This is a genomic window from Pseudomonas sp. GW822-FHT05A08, assembly GCF_058800485.1.
The window spans coordinates 3968599-3985072 of the sequence record NZ_CM179511.1; the positions used below are offsets into that span (position 1 = coordinate 3968599).

Annotated in this window: 14 protein-coding genes; 11 read left to right on the plus strand and 3 right to left on the minus strand. The window is 66.5% G+C overall.

The annotated features are described in order from the left end of the window. The first annotated feature begins 8 nt into the window (after nucleotides 1-8). Together AC3RCP_RS17660 and AC3RCP_RS17665 are read left to right on the plus strand one after the other, a co-directional pair. On the plus strand, nucleotides 9-1172 hold the full coding sequence (locus AC3RCP_RS17660; protein ID WP_101338184.1) for an MFS transporter: 1164 nt from the start codon (nucleotides 9-11) through the stop codon (nucleotides 1170-1172). 140 nt (nucleotides 1173-1312) lie between these two features. Then, complete coding sequence (locus AC3RCP_RS17665; RefSeq protein ID WP_492571283.1) at nucleotides 1313-2431, plus strand: class II histone deacetylase; 1119 nt, start codon at nucleotides 1313-1315, stop codon at nucleotides 2429-2431. Between the two features lie 275 nt (nucleotides 2432-2706). Here the strand turns inward: AC3RCP_RS17665 and AC3RCP_RS17670 are convergent, their stop codons facing one another. Next, nucleotides 2707-3669, minus strand: coding sequence for a helix-turn-helix domain-containing protein (locus AC3RCP_RS17670; protein WP_101338186.1), 963 nt, complete (start codon nucleotides 3667-3669; stop codon nucleotides 2707-2709). Between the two features lie 286 nt (nucleotides 3670-3955). On the opposite strand from AC3RCP_RS17670, the gene AC3RCP_RS17675 reads away from it, so the two are divergent. From AC3RCP_RS17675 to AC3RCP_RS17700, 6 genes are all read left to right on the plus strand, one after another. Next, entirely contained in the window at nucleotides 3956-4489 is a 534-nt protein-coding gene (locus AC3RCP_RS17675) for a 2,4'-dihydroxyacetophenone dioxygenase family protein (protein ID WP_492571282.1), read from the plus strand. A gap of 38 nt (nucleotides 4490-4527) precedes the next feature. Next, entirely contained in the window at nucleotides 4528-5793 is a 1266-nt protein-coding gene (locus tag AC3RCP_RS17680) for an MFS transporter (RefSeq protein WP_274303419.1), read from the plus strand. Then, nucleotides 5790-6854, plus strand: coding sequence for a 2,3-butanediol dehydrogenase (locus AC3RCP_RS17685; protein ID WP_492571281.1), 1065 nt, complete (start codon nucleotides 5790-5792; stop codon nucleotides 6852-6854). The genes AC3RCP_RS17680 and AC3RCP_RS17685 overlap by 4 nt, the downstream gene beginning before the upstream one ends. A gap of 151 nt (nucleotides 6855-7005) precedes the next feature. Continuing rightward, nucleotides 7006-8307 (plus strand): carbohydrate porin, encoded by a 1302-nt coding sequence (locus tag AC3RCP_RS17690; RefSeq protein ID WP_492571280.1) that lies wholly within the window; start codon nucleotides 7006-7008, stop codon nucleotides 8305-8307. Between the two features lie 32 nt (nucleotides 8308-8339). Beyond that, nucleotides 8340-10019, plus strand: coding sequence for a GMC family oxidoreductase (locus AC3RCP_RS17695; RefSeq protein WP_492571279.1), 1680 nt, complete (start codon nucleotides 8340-8342; stop codon nucleotides 10017-10019). A gap of 169 nt (nucleotides 10020-10188) precedes the next feature. Next, nucleotides 10189-11163: a bifunctional helix-turn-helix transcriptional regulator/GNAT family N-acetyltransferase gene (locus tag AC3RCP_RS17700; protein WP_492571278.1), complete on the plus strand. Its 975-nt coding sequence runs from the start codon at nucleotides 10189-10191 to the stop codon at nucleotides 11161-11163. 6 nt (nucleotides 11164-11169) lie between these two features. Here AC3RCP_RS17700 and AC3RCP_RS17705 read toward each other — a convergent pair whose 3' ends face one another. Further along, complete coding sequence (locus AC3RCP_RS17705) at nucleotides 11170-12264, minus strand: DUF1176 domain-containing protein (RefSeq protein WP_492571277.1); 1095 nt, start codon at nucleotides 12262-12264, stop codon at nucleotides 11170-11172. Nucleotides 12265-12335: 71 nt separating this feature from the next. Further along, on the minus strand, nucleotides 12336-13247 hold the full coding sequence (hpaA, locus tag AC3RCP_RS17710; protein ID WP_087090596.1) for a 4-hydroxyphenylacetate catabolism regulatory protein HpaA: 912 nt from the start codon (nucleotides 13245-13247) through the stop codon (nucleotides 12336-12338). A gap of 235 nt (nucleotides 13248-13482) precedes the next feature. Here hpaA and AC3RCP_RS17715 point away from each other — a divergent pair, with 235 nt between their 5' ends. The 3 genes from AC3RCP_RS17715 to hpaE are packed head-to-tail and all read left to right on the plus strand — an operon-like array spanning nucleotide 13483 to nucleotide 16440. Continuing rightward, a complete protein-coding gene (locus AC3RCP_RS17715; RefSeq protein ID WP_492571276.1) occupies nucleotides 13483-14169 on the plus strand; it encodes a fumarylacetoacetate hydrolase family protein in 687 nt (228 codons plus the stop codon). Between the two features lie 9 nt (nucleotides 14170-14178). Further along, entirely contained in the window at nucleotides 14179-14979 is an 801-nt protein-coding gene (locus tag AC3RCP_RS17720; RefSeq protein ID WP_007923540.1) for a fumarylacetoacetate hydrolase family protein, read from the plus strand. Next, nucleotides 14980-16440 (plus strand): 5-carboxymethyl-2-hydroxymuconate semialdehyde dehydrogenase, encoded by a 1461-nt coding sequence (gene hpaE / locus AC3RCP_RS17725; RefSeq protein ID WP_492571275.1) that lies wholly within the window; start codon nucleotides 14980-14982, stop codon nucleotides 16438-16440. Nucleotides 16441-16474 lie beyond the last annotated feature (34 nt).

Sequence of the window (16474 nt, forward strand, 5' to 3'; positions counted from 1 at the left end):
CGACCCCCATGATCGACAAGAGCCAGGCGCTCACCGGCGAGCAGCCGCACACAGCCTCATCCCTGGCTTTGCTGGCGGCCATCGTGCTGTTCGCCGCCATCACCCCGACCATCCTCATGACCGCCCCGGCGGTGGCCGCGCAACTGGCCAGCCAATGGCAACTGAGCCCGTCGCAGATCGGCGACCTGTTCTCCACTGAACTGGGGGCCATGAGCCTGGCCACCCTGCCCGCCTTCTGGTGGCTCAAGCGCGTCGACTGGCGCCGCGCGGCGCTGCTGGCCGGGGCGCTGTTCATAGTCGCCAACCTGCTGTCGATCTGGGCCCAGGGTTATGGCGCGCTGCTGGCCCTGCGTTTCTGCAGTGCCCTGGCCGGCGGTTCGCTGATGATCATCTGCCTGTCCAGCGCCGCCTCCACCGCCAACCCCAGCCGGACCTACGGCCTGTGGGTCATGGGCCAACTGGTGGTCGGGGCAATCGGCCTGAGCATTCTGCCGCGGTTGTTCGAGCATTACGGCCTGGCGGCCTGCTACCTGCTGCTGGCGCTGCTGATGAGCCTGTGCCTGCCCCTGGCGCGCTACTTTCCCCAGGGCGCGCCGCCCCCGGAAAAAACCGCGGGGCAGGCAGCCGCCGCACCGAAGTGGAAGGCCCTGTGCGGCATTCTCGGCATCCTCGGCTTCTATATCAGCCTCAGCGGGGTCTGGACCTTTATCGGTTCGATCAGTGCCAAGGCCGGCATCTCCGCGCAAGCCAGCGGCGAGCTGCTGGCCGTCGCCACGGTCATGGGCATCGTCGGCGCCGGCTGCGCCTCGCTGATCGGCAATCGCCTGCCGCGCCTGCTGTTGCTGCTGTTCGGCTACAGCCTGATGGCCGGCTCGGTGCTGTTGCTGCTGGGCGCGCCGCCCCTGGCGCGCTTCGCCCTCGCCGCCCTGGTCTTCAAGTTCACCTGGACCTTCATCCTGCCGCTGATCCTCGCCTGCCTGGCCGACCTCGACCGCTCCGGCAAGCTGATGAACGCCTCCAACCTGGTGATCGGCGGCGGCCTGGCCATCGGCCCCGCGCTGGCCGGGCGGTTGATCGAAAGCACCGGTGGCTTCCAGCCCCTGCTGATCGGCGGGGCCGGCCTGACCCTGCTGTCGCTGGCGCTGATCCTCGGCTGCCGGCGCAATCCCTGAATCCCCTGAACCCCTGTAGCCGCTGCCGAAGGCTGCGATAGGTCCGAAGGACCTCTGGCGCCCGGGAGATCCCAGCGACCGTTCCGGTCGATCGCAGCCTGCGGCAGCGGCTACAGATTCCCTCATAGATGGAGATGCCCATGACCCGTAAAACCGCGTTTTTCTTCGATGAACTCAGCCTCTGGCACAGCGCCGGGCTGCATGCGCTGACGCTGCCGGTGGGCGGCTGGGTGCAACCGCCCGCCGCGGCCGGGCACGCCGAATCGCCGGAAACCAAGCGCCGCCTGAAAAGCCTGCTGGACGTCTCCGGCCTGACCCGCCACCTGCAGGTTCGCAGCGCCACGGCCGCCACTGAGGAGGACCTGCTGCGGGTGCACAGCGCCGAGTACCTGCAACGCTTCAAGGCCCTGAGCGAGGCCGGTGGCGGCGAGCTCGGCCCGCAAGCGCCGATCGGCCCGGGCAGCTACGAAATCGCCCGGCTCTCCGCCGGCCTGGCCATCGCCGCGGTGGACGCGGTGCTCGGCGGCGAAGCCGACAACGCCTACTCGCTGTCGCGTCCGCCGGGACACCATTGCCTGGCCGACGGCGCCATGGGCTTCTGCTTCCTGGCCAATATCGCCATCGCCATCGAGGCGGCCAAGGCCAGGCGCGGCCTGGGCAAGGTCGCGGTGATCGACTGGGACGTGCACCACGGCAACGGCACCCAGTCGATCTTCGAGGAGCGCGGCGACGTGCTGACCCTTTCCCTGCACCAGGACGGCTGCTTCCCGCCCGGCTACAGCGGCGAACAGGACCGCGGCCGCGGCGCCGGGCTGGGGGCCAACATCAATATCCCGCTGCTGCCCGGCAGCGGCCACGATGCATACCTGCATGCCCTGCAACGCATCGTGATCCCGGCCCTGGAGCGCTTCGAGCCGGAGCTGATCATCGTTGCCTGCGGCTACGACGCCAACGCGGTCGACCCGCTGGCGCGGATGCTGCTGCACAGCGACTCGTTCCGCGCCATGACCCGCCAGGTGCGCGAAGCCGCCGAGCGCCTGTGCCAGGGCCGCCTGGTGCTGGTGCATGAGGGCGGTTATTCCGAAGCCTATGTGCCCTTCTGCGGGCTGGCGACGGTCGAGGAGCTGGCCGGCGTCAGGACCGCGGTGACCGACCCGATGCTGGAGTTCGTGCAACTGCAGCAGCCCAATCCTGGGTTCCAGGCCTTTCAGCGCCAGCTGATCGACGATCTGGCACAAACCTTCCTCAACGACCACTGACCGTAGCCGCTACCGCAGGCTGCGATCGACCGGAACGGGCGCTGCGATCTCCCGACCGCAGGAGGTCCTTCGGACCTATCGCAGCCTGCGGCAGCGGCTACATGGGTTGGCGAATCTCGCTCGAGGCTGGCCGTAACGGGGCTTAAATGCCGCGAAATGCGTCTGGCTGGCCACCGACCTGTCGCCGCTGCCGCAGGCTGCGATCGACCGGAACGGGCGTAGCGATCTCCCGACCGCTGGAGGTCCTTCGGACCTATCGCAGCCTGCGGCAGCGGCTACAGGGTTTTGCGGACTTCGCTTGGGGTCTGGCCGTAATGGGTCTTGAACGCCCGGGCGAAATGGGCCTGGCTGGTGAAGCCGTGGCGGTAGGCGATTTCGCCGATATCCAGGCCGGCTCCCCGTGGGCTGCTCAGCAGGTCATGGGCCTGTTGCAGGCGTTTTTCCAGGATAAAGCGGCTGGGCTGGCTGTCTTCCAGGGCGAACAGGCGGCTCAGGTGCCGTGGGGAAATGCCGGTCTGCGCGGCCACCCGCTCGCAACTCAGGCCAGGATCGGCCAGCTGTTCGCTGATGCACTGCTTGGCCGCCAGCAGATAGGACGCGCTCAGGGCATTGATCCGCCGCCCTCCCGCCTGCCCGGCGATCAGGCTGGCCAACAGCTCCAGCGCCTGGTTCTGATAACTCTCGGCGTCCTCGCTCAGCGGCTGCTGGAAAAAGCCTCCGGTGCGCTCGCCCAGGGTGCGCAGCAACAGGCGCTGCACGCCGCTTTGCCCGCCGATCTTCAGCGGACGGTCGAAACGCTTGAGGCAGCGCTCGGCGAACAGTGCCTGGGGAATGTCGTAAATGAACTGGCGCATCGGCCCGGAGAAGCCGAACAGATAGGGTTTGTCGGTGCGGTAGACGATCAGCTCGCCCGGTTCGAGCAACTGGCAGGCGCCATCCTGATAGAAGAACGAGCCGCTGCCGGTGACGAAGGACACGAACACCGACTCCTTGGGCACCGCGCGGATCATCGAGTTGTCACGCTCGACCACGTGCTCGTTGCCCTCGATCCGCGCCAGGCGCATGCCCTCCAGCTGCAGGTTGTCCTGGCTGGCGGCAAAACCGCTTTCACAAAAGGAAGTGCATTTGAGGCCGACCAGGGTGGAGGCGTTGTAGTCCTCCCAGAAGGCCAGCCGCTGATCCAGGGCGATGCTCTGGGTGCAGGCATGCCGGGTTTCGAGCAAGGCGCATGGAGACATTTTTATTCTTCTCATGGCTAGGAAGCATTCCCGGTCGGCAAGGCAGTGACCGGATTCCGAGGCCGCGACAGGTGGCGCTCGCGGCGATTCATTAACATATGAAGCTTATGCCCTGTCAACGTGAAACGCAGTGGGCACAAGTCGATTGCCAGGGTAAACGGCGTCCCTGAAGCCTGTAGGAAAAGTCTCGTCCGATCCAGTCAACAATCCCGTCCGATTGGATAAAACCCCGCCCGCGCGCCGCGCCTAAAGTCGCCTCGACTCCCACAACGAATAGAGGCCGACCATGCCCGAAGCCGCCCGCCGTGAATTCTGGAAAGACCTGCAACCGATCGCCAATTGCTTCAAGCCGGACGCCAAGCCCGAGGTCTACCTGGCCAATGCCGCCAGCGACGACCTGAAGCTGTATGTGCCCTTCACCGAAACCGTGTCCTCGCGGCCGCTGTGGATCTCGCCGAGCGAGAACCGCTGGTGCGACATCCTCATGGCCAGCAGCGCCGGCCTGGTGAACCGGCATTACCACCCCCACGAAGTGTTCGCCTACACCCTGTCCGGCAAGTGGGGCTACCTGGAGCACGACTGGACCGCCACCGCCGGCGACTTCGTCTACGAGACCCCGGGCGAAGGCCACACCCTGGTGGCCTACGAGCACGAGCAACCGATGCGCGCGTTTTTCATCGTCAAGGGCCCGCTGATCTGGCTCGACGAACAGGGCGAGCCGGAGGGTTATTTCGACGTGCACTCCTACATCGCCCTGTGCCGCACGCACTACGAAAAGATCGGCCTCGGCGCGGCCTATATCGACACGCTGTTTCGCTGAAGTCTCGACTTCACCTGTCCCTCCCGCGGAGAACGACCATGGCTTACAACAACAATAAAGCCGGTTACGAGAACATCCTGCTGGGCGTGCTGTTCCTGACGTTCGGCTTCGTCTTTTTCGATCGCCTGGCCCTGTCCTTCCTGTTCCCCTTCATGGCCGACGAGCTGCAACTGAGCAACAGCCACCTGGGCATGCTGTCGTCGATCCTGGCCCTGGCCTGGGCGGTGTCCGGCGCGCTGGTCGGGGCCTGGTCGGACCGCCGTGGCAAGCGCAAGCCGCTGCTGATCGTTGCGGTGATCCTGTTTTCCCTGTGCTCGGCGCTGTCGGGGCTGGTCACCGGTTTTCTCAGCCTGCTGCTGTTCCGCGGCATCATGGGCCTGGCCGAAGGGCCGATCCTGCCGCTCTCGCAATCGCTGATGGTGGAGGCCTCCTCGCCCCATCGCCGGGGCCTGAACATGGGCCTGCTGCAAGGCTCGGCGGCCGGGCTGCTGGGCGCGGTAATCGGCCCGCCGGTACTGATCGCCCTGGCCGAGGCCTACGGCTGGCGCCATGCCTTTATCGTCTCGCTGATCCCCGGATTGCTGATCGCCCTGCTGATCTGGCGCTATGTGCGCAACGACGCGCCGCCGGCACCGATCACGGACAACGCTCCTGCTGCTCCGGTCAACCGCCTGGCCCTGCTGAAAAGCCGCAACATCGTGCTCTGCACCCTGATCAGCTGCGTGTTCCTCACCTGGTTCGTGATCCTCATCTCCTTCACCCCGACCTTCCTGGTCAAGGTCCGTGGCTACAGCCCGGCGAGCATGGGCACGGTGATGAGTTGCCTGGGCGGCGCCTGGGTGCTGTGGGGCTTCGGCGTGGCGGCGATTTCCGACCGTTTCGGCCGTCGCCCGACCCTGGTGCTGTTCTCGCTGATCGCCGCCTGCTGCCCGATCGCCCTGCTCTACGCCAACAGCCCGCTGCTGATGGGCGTGCTGATGCTGCTGACCTACACGGGCCTGGGCTGCTTCACCCTGTTCATGGCGACCATCCCGGCGGAAACCGTGCCCCGTGAGGTCATGGCCACGGCCCTGGGCATGATCATGGGCATCGGCGAGCTGGTGGGCGGTTTTGTCTCGCCGACCATCGCCGGCTTTGCCGCCGACCGTTTCGGCCTGTCCATCGTCATGTGGATCTCCTGCGGCGGCGCCCTGCTGGCGGCGCTGCTGGCGCTGTTCCTCAAGGAAACCGCGCCGGCGGTCCTGGCGCGCGGCCGCCGCGCCGAACCTTCCCCCTCTCCTGTCCTGCAAGGAAACCAGCCATGAAAGCATTGCGTTGGCATGCCGCCCGCGACCTGCGCCTGAGCGATCTGCAACTGCCACAGCCCGGCCCGGGCGAGGTACTGGTCCAGGTGGCCTACTGCGGCATCTGCGGCAGTGACCTGCACGAATACGCCGACGGCCCGCACTCGATTCCGCAACAGGTGCCCCACCCACTGTCCGGTTGCCGCGCGCCGCTGACCCTCGGCCACGAGTTCTGCGGCCAGGTCCTGGCGGTGGGCGCGGGCGTCGACCGGGTCCGGGTCGGCAGCCGGGTGGCGGTGGAGCCGGAGTATCGCTGCGGCGATTGCCAGTACTGCCGCGTCGGCCAGTACAACCTCTGCCAGTCCATGGGGTTCATCGGCCTGATGGGCGACGGCGGTTTCGCCGAACAGGTGCTGGTGCCGACCTACATGCTGCACCCGCTGCCGGATTCGGTGAGTTTCAAGCAGGCCGCGGTGCTGGAGCCGGCGGCGGTGGCCTTTCACGCGCTGAACCAGAGCAGCCTGCTGGCCGGCGACAGCTGCGTGGTGTTCGGCCTCGGTCCTATAGGCCTGCTCTTGATCCTGCTGGCGCGCCTGCGCGGTGTGGAGCGGATCTTTGCCGTGGACATCAGCCCGGAACGTCGGCGGCTGGCCCGCGACTTCGGCGCCCTGGAAGTGCTCGATGGCCACGCCGCCGACCTGTCGCAACGCCTGCACGAACTGAGCGGTGGCGGCGTCGACACGGCCTTCGAGGCCGCCGGCAGCCAGCAGACCCTGAGCCTGGCCCTGCACTCGCTGCGCAAGGGCGGCGAGGTGGTGCTGGTGGGCCTGATGGGCGAGGTCAGCGTCGATGCCTTCCACCTGGTCAACCACGAACTGCGCCTGCTCGGCAGCGTGGGCTATCGCAACGCCTACCCGCCGCTGATCGAGCTGCTGGCCAGCGGCCGCCTGGACCTGACCCGCGCCGTGACCCGCTGCGTGACCCTGGACCAGGCCGTGGAGCACGGCTTCGAGGCACTGCTGCGGGACAAGAGCCAGATCAAGGTGCTGGTCAATCCCAACCCCGAACTGGCCAAGGCATGACCTGTAGCCGCTGCCGCAGGCTGCGATCGAGGACGCAGTCCTCGCCAGCGCAATCGGCAGCACCCTGGTAACCCGTTGGCGAACGCTGCGCGTCCGATCGCAGCCTTCGGCAGCGGCTACTCACAAAAACAACAAGAAACGAGTATCGACCATGAAAAGCACTCTCCTGCTGTGCCCGCTGCTGGCGGCGGTCCTGTTCACCCCGTTGTGCCACGCCGAGACTCCAGCACCCAACCGCGAAGGCCCGCTGGCCGGGCTCGGCGAGCAACTGGCCGGCTACGGCATCCGACCCCATGTGCAGTTCTGGAGCCTGTCGATGAAGAATCTCGACACCGGTCCGCGGCAACACAGCTTCGGCAACAGCGGCGACCTGTTCGTCGGCGCCGACTTCGACCTCGATACCCTCGCCGGCCTTACAGGCGCGGCCGTTCATTTCGAAGAAACCTTCTTCATCCTCGACACCGCCACCGGCCAGCCGACCTCGCGCAACTGGCAAGGCGCCGCCGGCAGCTATTTCGCCGGCGCGCCGATCCACAACGACATCACCAGCAACCAGCTGAGCCTGCTGACCTACCAGCAGACCTGGCTCGACGGCCAAGTCGACATGAGCCTGGGGCGCACCAACGCGCGGCGCTACTTCTATATCTACAACTGCGAAACCGTGGTCACCTGCAACGACCCGATCATCGATTCGTCCACCGGCATCCTGCCGCCGCCCTACGGCAGCTGGGGCGGCTACCTGAAGTACCAGGCGACGCCGGGGTTCTATGTGCATGCCGGTGCCTTCGAATCGAACCCGGTGGACTACCTGAAAAAACGCAAGGGCCTGGACTTCAGCACCGACGACGCCAGCGGCACCAGCCTGTTGCTGGGCATCGGCAGCAAGCACGACGGCGCCTACAGCGCCCACTATGAACTCAATGGCTACTACAACACCGCCAAGCAGCACGACCCGCTGACCGGCGCCAGCGAGCACGGCACCGGTGGCGCCTTCTTCAAGTTCCAGCAAGGCTTCTGGCGGGCCGACGGCGGCCAGGGCACCGCGCCCCAGGCGCTGCTGGCGTTCGGCTCGCTGTCCCTGGCGGCCGACGACAAGCAGCCCTTCAGCCATTTCGCCGAGATCGGCCTGACTTACCTGGCGCCCTTCGACCGCGTCCAGGACAAGCTCAACCTCAAGGCCAGCTATCTGCGTCTCAACGACCACCAACTGCGCTTCCAGCAACAGGCGCGGATCGCCAACGGCGGCGACCCCAGCCTGGGCGAACGCAACGTGTACGCCATCGAGGCCAACGGCCACTTCGCCCTGACCCGGCACCTGGCGCTCGAACCCAGCGTGCAGTACCTGATCAACCCGGACAACTTCTACAACCCCGAGGCCCGCGAGCTCAGCGGCAACGGTTTTGTCGTCGGCCTGCAAGTCATGTACGACGTCGGCGCGGCGCTGGGGCTGTAAACCTGCTTTTCACTGCCAACGAGGTATCTCCCATGACTGACTCTGCCCCGCGTTCGTTCGACTACATCGTGGTCGGGGCCGGCTCGGCCGGTTGCGTGCTGGCCAACCGGCTGTCCGCCGACCCGCAGCTCAGCGTCTGCCTGATCGAAGCCGGCCCCAGCGACCGCAGCCTGTTTCCCGGCGCCTATGTGCGCACCCCGGCAGGCATCATCCGCCTGATCGCCAACCCGAAGTGGAACTGGATGCATCAGTTCAGCGCCCAGGCCGCCAGCGGCGAGCGCCCGATCCCCTGCCCCCGCGGCCGGCTCTGGGGCGGCTCCAGCGCGATCAACGGCATGATCTACATCCGCGGCCACCGCAGCGACTACGACCGCTGGGCGGCGGCCGGCAACCAGGGCTGGAGCTACGACGAACTGCTGCCGTACTTCCTGCGCTCGGAGCATTTCGAGCCCGGCGCCTCGCCCTGGCACGGCCAGGGCGGCGAACTCAACGTCGCCGCGCAACGCAGCCCGAGCCCTATCAATGAAGTGTTCTACCAGGCCGCCCAGGAACTGGGCTGGCGCTACAACCCGGACTTCAACGGCGAGGAACAGGAAGGCTACGGCCCCTTCCACGTCACCCAGATCAACGGCGAGCGTTGCAGCGCCGCGCGGGCCTTCCTGTACCCGGCGCTGTCGCGGCCCAACCTCAGCGTACTGAGCTCGACCCTGACCCACCGCGTGTTGCTGGAGGGCAATCGCGCCTGCGGCGTCGAGGTCAGCCAGGATGGCGCGGTGTTCCGGCTGCAGGCCCGGCGCGAAGTGATCCTCAGCGCCGGGGCGATCAACTCGCCGCAACTGTTGTTGCTCTCCGGCATCGGCCCGGCCGAGGAACTGGCGCGCCATGGCATCGCCCAGCGCCATGAACTGCCGGGAGTCGGCCACAACCTGCAGGACCATCAGGACGTGGTGCTGATGTACCGCTGCGACAGCGAGCTGACCTACGGCGTGTCGGCCAAAGGCCTGCTGCCCCTGGCCCGTTCGCCCTGGCAGTACCTGAGCCGGCGCAGCGGCCCGCTGACCTCCAATACCGTGGAGTCCGGCGGTTTCCTGCGCCTGCATCCCGAGGACGCCGCCCCGGAGCTGGGCCTGATCGTCGCCCCGGCGCTGAAAAACCAGCCCCAGCGCCTGGTGCCGCTGGGCCATGGGGTCAGCCTGCACATCGCGGTGATGCACCCGCACAGCCGTGGCCAGGTCCGGCTCAACTCCGCCGATCCCCATGACAAGCCGATCATCGACAGTCACTTCCTCAGCCACCCGGAAGACCTGCGCAAGCTGGTGGCGGGCGTGCGCCTGGTGCGCCAGCTGGCGGCGAGCCAGGCCTTCTCCCGGCACCTCAAGGGCGAGCTGGTGCCCGGCCCGCAGGTCGAGAGCCAGGCGCAGATCGAGCAGTGGATTCGCGACAGCCTGGGCACCGTGTTCCACCCGGTCGGCACCTGCAAGATGGGCCATGACGCCCAGGCGGTGGTCGACGACCAGTTGCGGGTCCACGGCGTGCAGGGCCTGCGGGTGGCCGACGCGTCGATCATGCCGAGCCTGACCACCGGCAACACCAACGCGGCGGCGATCATGATCGGCGAAAAGGCCGCGGACCTGCTGCTGGGTAAACCGGCGCCGACGATGGAAAACCCTGTTCTCCTGGAGGAGCCGGTATCCACCCTGGCGATTGGCTAAAAAACCCCCTACGGGTTTCGTGTTCGCGCGCCGAATCCGTAGGAGCGTCCGTGTCGACAGCGATTCGGCATCGCACCGGCAAGTGCTAGCCCACGGGCCGGCAGGTGTATGGATTTTGCCGTACCCCAGGCATATAGTTGCATCGCACAACTATATCGAGAGCCACGCCATGTCATCGTCTTCGCCGCTGGTGGAACAGATCCGTAATGAATCGCGCAAACTGGTGCGCGAGCTGGGCTTTATGGGCGCCACCCTGGCCGGTTCCGATCTGCCGCCCTCGGCGGTGCATGCGCTGATCGAACTCGACCTGCACGCCCCGCTCACCGCCGCCCAGTTGGGCAAGACCCTGAATTTGGAAAAGTCCTCGGTCAGCCGCCTGCTGGGCAAGCTCATCGAGCGCGGCGATATCCAGGAAAGCCCCAGCCCCACCGATGCCCGGGAAAAGCACCTGGGCCTGACCGCCAGCGGGCGCAAACAGGTCGCCGCGCTCCATGCCTTTGGCAGCGCCCAGGTGCAACAGGCGCTGCGCCTGCTGGCACCCCGCGAGCAAAGCCAGGTGGTCGCCGGACTGCGCCGTTATGGCCAGGCGCTGCAGGCCTGCCGCCTGGGCCATGCGCAGATCGCCGCGGCTATCCCGAGCGTGCTCCGTGGCTATCGGCCGGGCATGATCGGCCGCATCACCGAACTGCATGCGCATTACTACTCACGCCTGGTGGGTTTCGGGCAGTTCTTTGAACAGCGCGTCGCGGCGGGCCTGGCGGAGTTCAGCGAGCGCCTGGACAACCCCGATAACGGCGTCTGGCTGGCGGTGCTGGACGAGCAGATCGTCGGCTCGATCGCCATCGACCTCGGCGACACCGCGGATCGCCCTCAGGCCGACAGAGTCGCCCATCTGCGCTGGTTTATCCTCGACGAGGCGGCCCGCGGCACCGGCACCGGCCGCCTGCTGCTCAAGGCGGCGCTGGAGCATTGCGACCGGGTGCGGGCAACCTCCTGCTATCTGTGGACCTTCAGCGGCCTGGACGCCGCCCGGCACCTGTACGAAGCCTTCGGCTTCCAGCTGGTGGAGGAACAGCCGGCGGCGCAATGGGGCAAGACCGTGCTGGAACAGAAGTTCGCGCGCCGCCATCCCGGCCTGGCCTGAAACGCCTCAGCGGTTGGCCGGCGGCGCGATGTTCCACAGCCGCGGCCAGTCTTCGGAGGACAAGCCATTGCAGGTCGGCATCTGCCGGTAATCGCTGAGCTGGAAGCTTTCGCCGTCGAACAGCCAGCGTCCGGTTTCACCACAGTCGCCGATGCCGCGCGCCAGATAGAAGGTGGTCAGCACCCCGGTCTTGGGGTCGTAGTGGGCGCCGCCCGAGCCGTCCGCGTTGTTCATGGGCAAGGCCTGTCGGCGCAACTCCTCGAGCTGCGGCGGGTTGCCGCGCGACCAGCTGCTGATCAGGTAGTCGCAGTTGTAGGCCGCGCAGTCGCTCAGCACCACCGTCAACGCCCGCTGCGCGGTCAGCGGATAGACCTCGACCTGGGGCTCGGCCACAAAGTCTTCATCGTCGTTGGGCGTGCCTGGCGCGGCGAATTTCACCGCGGCCGCCGAGATCCGCGTGCGTTGCGCCTCCGTCAGTTCCGGTGCCCCCGGATAAGCCCGCAGCTGAGCCGGCAGCGGCCGCGCCGGCACCTCGCTGGCCGGACGCTGACCTGGCCGCCACAACGCCGTCACGCCATCGACCCGGCCCTGTACCGAGTCCATCAGCAGCAGCGCCGCCGACAACCCGGACAATGGCACCCGGGCTTCGTCGTTCCCCTCCAGCTTCAGTTCCTCGGCATTGCGCAGGCGTTCCAGCCACTGGCGGGCCCGGGCCGGGTCGGCGATTTCATAGCGGGTGACCTGGATCTGCGCGCCCTTCTTCTCCGGCAACAGCACCAGGGCATCCAGCAGCTGCGGCTCCAGTGGTTGGCCGTCGAGGCGCAAGGCCGTCAGCTCGGCGGGGTCGCCGCGCTGGTCCAGGCGTATTTCCAGCGGGCCGTCGGGGCCGGCGCGACGCTGGATATGCAGGGTCAGGCTGCTGTACTGCACACCGTGCTCACCGTTGGGCGCGCTCAGGGCGTGGCAACTGCGCAGGTTGTCGCAGCCGGTGATCCATTCCTTGGTCTGGCGCAGCAACGGCACCTTTTCCGCGGCGCTCTGCGCCAGCGCCTGGGCGGCGCTGGCGGTCAGCAAAAGAACCATCAGGGTGCGCTGCAACATGGGACTTTCCTTGTCGGGTAAAAGCGCCGATTGTCCCACGCAGCGCGCTGGCGCTCCCAGCTTTTTTGCCCTCAGGACGAGGGTTTCGCCGCGCCCTGGCGCGCCCGGTATTCCCCCGGCGTCATCTTCGCGTAGCGCTGGAAGAACCGGCTGAAATACGCCGGGTCCTTGAACCCCAGCTGGTAGCAGATTTCGTTCACCGAACTGGCGGTGAACAGCAGCAGGCGCTTGGACTCCTGCATCAGGCGCTCGTACACCAGGCGTTTCGACGGCAGGTCGGCGATGCGCCGGCAGACATCGTTGAGACGCGCCTCGGTGACGCCGATCTGCCCGGCATAGCGCGACAGCGGCCAATGCTCCAGATAGCAGGCTTCGATCAGTTCGTTGAAGCGATGGAAGATGTGCAGGTCTTCATGCCGCGCCGGGCGGGCCTTGAGGGAATTGGCCGAAAGCCTGAGCAGGCTGATCAGGATCAACCGGGTCAGGGCCTCCAGCGCCGGCGCGTGCCCGGCGCCCTGCCCGGCGACTTCCTCCTGCAACTCATCGAACAGCAGCGCCAGGCGCCGCGCCTCGCCGGCGAACCCCGGGTCCAGGCGCGCCAGGGCCACGCAGGCCGGCGCCACCTGGGGGCCGCTGGCGAGGCGGCTGTCGGCTTCGATCAGCTCCCACACCAGCTGCTGGCGCACGGTCAGTACGTGGCCTTCGCTGTCGGCCTCGGTGACGAAGGAATGGGCAATGGTCGGCGGCGTGAGGAAAAACATCGGCCCCGATTCCAGGTATTGCTGGTCGTCGAGGTAGACCCGCACCGCGCCGCTTTTCACGTAGTGCACCTGGAAAAACCGGTCGTGGCGGTGCACCGGCATGTTGCGGCCGAAGAACCCGGCCAGGTTGCTCAGCTTGTCGTAATGCACCTGCGAGTCGGCGTAGCGCTGGTCGTAGACCTGGCCGATGTTGATATTGGGGATCGGCTGGCGATCGCTCATGGTGGCATGTCTCTTTTTTCGCTCGCGGTGCTTTTTATTTTCGCCCGCGGCGCTTTTATTTTTTACCTGCGGCAAGCGCCCACATCCTGCGTGATTCGCGGCCTGTTCACCAGTACGCGGCAGACAGTTGGTGATCGGCTCCTGGCCGGCGCTTGACGATCGTTAACATATTAAATATAACGTTAACACATTAACGAAATCACCTCGTTTCCGCGATGCTCAGGAGAACACCACAATGAGCCGTGCACTGCATGAAGTCGCCACCGGCACCCTGTTCGGCGTCGCGCTGAACTACCAGGGCCTGTTGCGCAGCCATCTGGAATCCTTCACCCAGCCGCCCTACCAGAAGCCACCGGTCAAGCCGGTGCTGTTCATCAAGACCCCCAACACGCGCAATGTCCACGGCGGCGCCGTGATCTATCCGCAAGGCGTCGAGCGCCTGCAACCCGGCCCGGCGCTGGGCGTGGTGATCGGCAAGAGCACCAGCCGGGTCAGCGTGGAAAACGCCCTGCAGCACGTGGCCGGCTACACCATCGTCAACGAGTTCAGCCTGCCGGAAGACAGCTACTACCGCCCCGCCGTCAAAGCCAAGTGCCGCGACGGTTTCTGCGCCTTCGGCCCGGAACTGGTGCCGGCGGCCCAGGTGCGCGCCCCCCATGACCTGGAACTGAAACTGTGGGTCAACGGTGAACTGCTGCAACGCAACAGCACCGCCAACCTGGTGCGCGGTATTCCCCAGCTGATCGCCGAAATCAGCGAGTTCATGACCCTGCACGAGGGCGACGTGCTGATCACCGGCACCCCCGAAGGCCGGGTCGACGTCAAGCCCGGCGACCGCATCGAAGTGGAGATCAGCGGCCTGGGCCGTCTCGCCAATCACGTTGTCGCAGAAGAAATAGCCGCCGAAGTAGCCGCCGAATAAGGAGCTGCCATGAAACACGCCCGCATCCGTTATCAAGGCCAGGTCCACGAGGTCGTGGTCAACGCGCCCAACAGCGTGAAACTGGCCGATGGCCGCGTGCTCGCCGAGGATCAGGTCGAGTGGCTGCCACCGGCCACCGGCAGCATGTTCGCCCTGGGCCTGAACTACGCCGACCACGCCGCCGAACTGGCCTTCAAGCCGCCGACCGAGCCGCTGGTATTCATCAAGTCCCCCGGCACCTACACCGGCCACAACCAGGTCACCTGGCGCCCGGACAACGTCGCCTACATGCACTATGAGTGCGAACTGGTGGCGGTGATCGGCAAGACCGCGCGCAACGTCAAGCGCGAGGACGCCCTGGATTACCTGGCCGGCTACACGGTGTGCAACGACTACGCGATCCGCGACTACCTGGAAAACTACTACCGGCCCAACCTGCGGGTGAAGAACCGCGACGCCACCACCCCGGTCGGGCCGTGGATAGTCGATGTCGCCGACGTGCCCGAGCCGAACCGGCTGAAGCTGCGCACCTGGGTCAACGGTGAGTTGCGCCAGGAAGGCAGCACTTGCGACATGATCTTCGACATCCCCTACCTGATCGAATACCTGTCCAGCTTCATGACCCTGCAACCGGGCGACATGATCGCTACCGGCACCCCGGAAGGCCTGTCCGACGTGGTGCCCGGCGACGAAGTGGTGGTGGAAGTCGAAGGCGTCGGCCGGCTGGTCAACCGCATCGTCAGCGAGGCGGAGTTCTTCAGGATCAAGGCACAACACGACACGCAACTGGCGGCCAAGGAGCACGCATAAATGATCAAACACTGGATCAACGGCCGCGAGGTCGAAAGCCAAGACACCTTCGTCAACTACAACCCGGCCACCGGCGAGGCCATCGGTGAAGTGGCCAGCGGCGGCGCCGGGGAAATCGCCCAGGCGGTCGCGGCGGCCAAGGAAGCCTTTCCGAAATGGGCCAACACCCCGGCCAAGGAACGGGCGCGGCTGATGCGCAAGCTGGGCGAGCTGATCGACCGGAACGTGCCGCACCTGGCGGAGCTGGAAACCCTCGACACCGGCCTGCCGATCCACCAGACCAAGAACGTGCTGATCCCGCGCGCCTCGCACAACTTCGACTTCTTCGCCGAGGTCTGCACCCGCATGGATGGCCACAGCTATCCGGTGGACGACCAGATGCTCAACTACACCCTGTACCAGCCGGTCGGCGTCTGCGCGCTGGTGTCGCCGTGGAACGTGCCGTTCATGACCGCCACCTGGAAGACCGCGCCGTGCCTGGCGCTGGGCAACACGGCGGTGCTGAAGATGTCCGAGCTGTCGCCGCTGACCGCCAACGAACTGGGGCGCCTGGCGGTCGAAGCCGGCATTCCCAATGGTGTGCTGAACATCGTCCAGGGCTACGGCGCCACCGCCGGCGATGCCCTGGTGCGCCACCCGGACGTGCGGGCGATCTCCTTCACCGGCGGCACCGCCACCGGCAAGAAGATCATGCAGACCGCGGGGCTGAAAAAGTACTCCATGGAACTGGGCGGCAAGTCGCCGGTGCTGATCTTCGAAGACGCCGACCTGGAGCGCGCCCTGGATGCGGCGCTGTTCACCATCTTCTCGCTCAACGGCGAACGCTGCACCGCCGGCAGCCGGATCTTCGTCCAGGAAAGCGTGTACCCGCAGTTCGTCGCCGAGTTCGCCGCCCGCGCCAAGCGCCTGATTGTCGGTGACCCGCAGGACCCTAAGACCCAGGTCGGCTCGATGATCACCCAGGCCCACTACGACAAGGTCACCGGCTATATCCGCATCGGCATCGAAGAAGGCGCCACCCTGCTCGCCGGTGGCCTGGAGCGCCCGGCCAACCTGCCGGCGCACCTGGGCCGTGGCCAGTTCATCCAGCCGACGGTGTTCGCCGACGTCGATAACCAGATGCGCATCGCCCAGGAAGAGATCTTCGGCCCGGTGGTCTGCCTGATCCCGTTCAAGGACGAGTCCGAGGCCCTGCGACTGGCCAACGACACCGAGTACGGCCTGGCCTCCTATATCTGGACCCAGGACATCGGCAAGGCCCATCGCCTGGCCCGTGGCATCGAGGCCGGCATGGTGTTCATCAACAGCCAGAACGTGCGCGACCTGCGCCAGCCGTTCGGTGGGGTCAAGGGCTCCGGCACCGGCCGCGAAGGCGGCGAGTACAGCTTCGAGGTGTTTGCCGAGATCAAGAACATCTGTATCTCCATGGGCAGCCACCACATCCCGCGCTGGGGCGTGTAAGGTTTTGAAATCCTGTAGCCGCTGCCGAAGGCTG